The organism is Paraburkholderia suaedae (genome assembly GCF_040812055.1).
Lineage (GTDB): Bacteria > Pseudomonadota > Gammaproteobacteria > Burkholderiales > Burkholderiaceae > Paraburkholderia.
Map to the genome: position 1 here is coordinate 1 of NZ_JBFOAH010000105.1, position 1,028 is coordinate 1,028.

General features: G+C 67.1%; 1 protein-coding gene and 1 pseudogene. Both read left to right on the forward strand.

Translation table 11 applies throughout. The annotated features are described in order from the left end of the window. Positions 1–15: 15 nt before the first annotated feature. Positions 16–807, forward strand: coding sequence for an electron transfer flavoprotein subunit beta/FixA family protein (locus ABQJ48_RS37765; RefSeq protein ID WP_367842931.1), 792 nt, complete (start codon positions 16–18; stop codon positions 805–807). Between the two features lie 73 nt (positions 808–880). After that, positions 881–1,028: pseudogene (locus ABQJ48_RS37770) on the forward strand (aromatic ring-hydroxylating dioxygenase subunit alpha); the annotation flags it as partial.

The window sequence follows — 1,028 nt, forward strand, 5'->3', positions numbered from 1 at the left end:
TGAAGGAGCACTCGCATGAAGATCGCCGTGCTGGTTTCGGTGGGCCGTCATCCGGTGAGCGGCGTTGCACGGTACAGCCGCAACGACGCGGCCGCGCTGACGATGGCGCTCGCGCTCGCGAAAGCGCACGATGCGACGCTCGACGTGCTGCATGCGGGCGATCCGTCCAACCCCGCGCTGAAGGAATATCTCGCGCTTGGTGCGCGTTGCGTCGAGGTGCTGGAAATCGCCAGGGACTCCGAAGTTCCGGCCGATGCCGCGGCGCTGCTCGCCGCACGTCTGCAAGGCTACGAACTGGTGCTGAGCGGCACGCGCGCGGAAGGCGCATTCGACAGTGGCATGCTGCCGTATCGTGTCGCCCATGCACTGGAAATGCCGCTCGTCGGCGCGGCGGTGGATGTCACCCTGCGCGAGCGCTGCGCGCAGGTGCGCCAGTTCATGCCCAAGGGCTTGCGCCGGCGCGTCGAAGTGCAGCTGCCCGCGCTGATCGCCGTGCATCCACTGGCCAACGCCGCGCCGCGCTATGCCTATGCACGGCTGCGCGAAGGCACGATCCGCGCGGGCACGGCGCGAAGCGGCGCCGCTGCGCCGGCAACCCGCGCCGACGACCTCGCCTGGACCACCCGGCCGGCCACCGCCAGACCCGTGCGGCTGGCCGCCGCCGAAAAGCGCTCCGGCCACGCCCGCATGCTCTCGGCGACGACCACCGAAAGCCGTGGCGGCAGCGTCGTAATTGAAGGGAGTTCCGTCGAAAAAGCACAAGTGATCCTCGCGTATTTGCGCGAGCATCAACTGGTGGATTACTGAATTCCGGTTCGGGCCAGCATGCGACCAGGAGGGCCTGGCGCGGCGCCAGACGTGTCATGCAACGGAGCACACAATGAAAGTTTCGGCAGACGTTCGCGCGATGATCGAACGCCGCAGGAAGAATCACACGCTGGAAGCGCCGTTCTACACGAGCGAGGACATCTTCGCGCTCGACATGGACGCGATCTTCCGCCACCACTGGATCCAGGTCGCGGTGGAAC

Coding starts and splice junctions, on each gene's coding strand:
- ABQJ48_RS37765 (WP_367842931.1), top strand. CDS start 16: ATGAAGATCGCCGTGCTGGTTTCGGTGGGCCGTCATCCGGTGAGCGGC.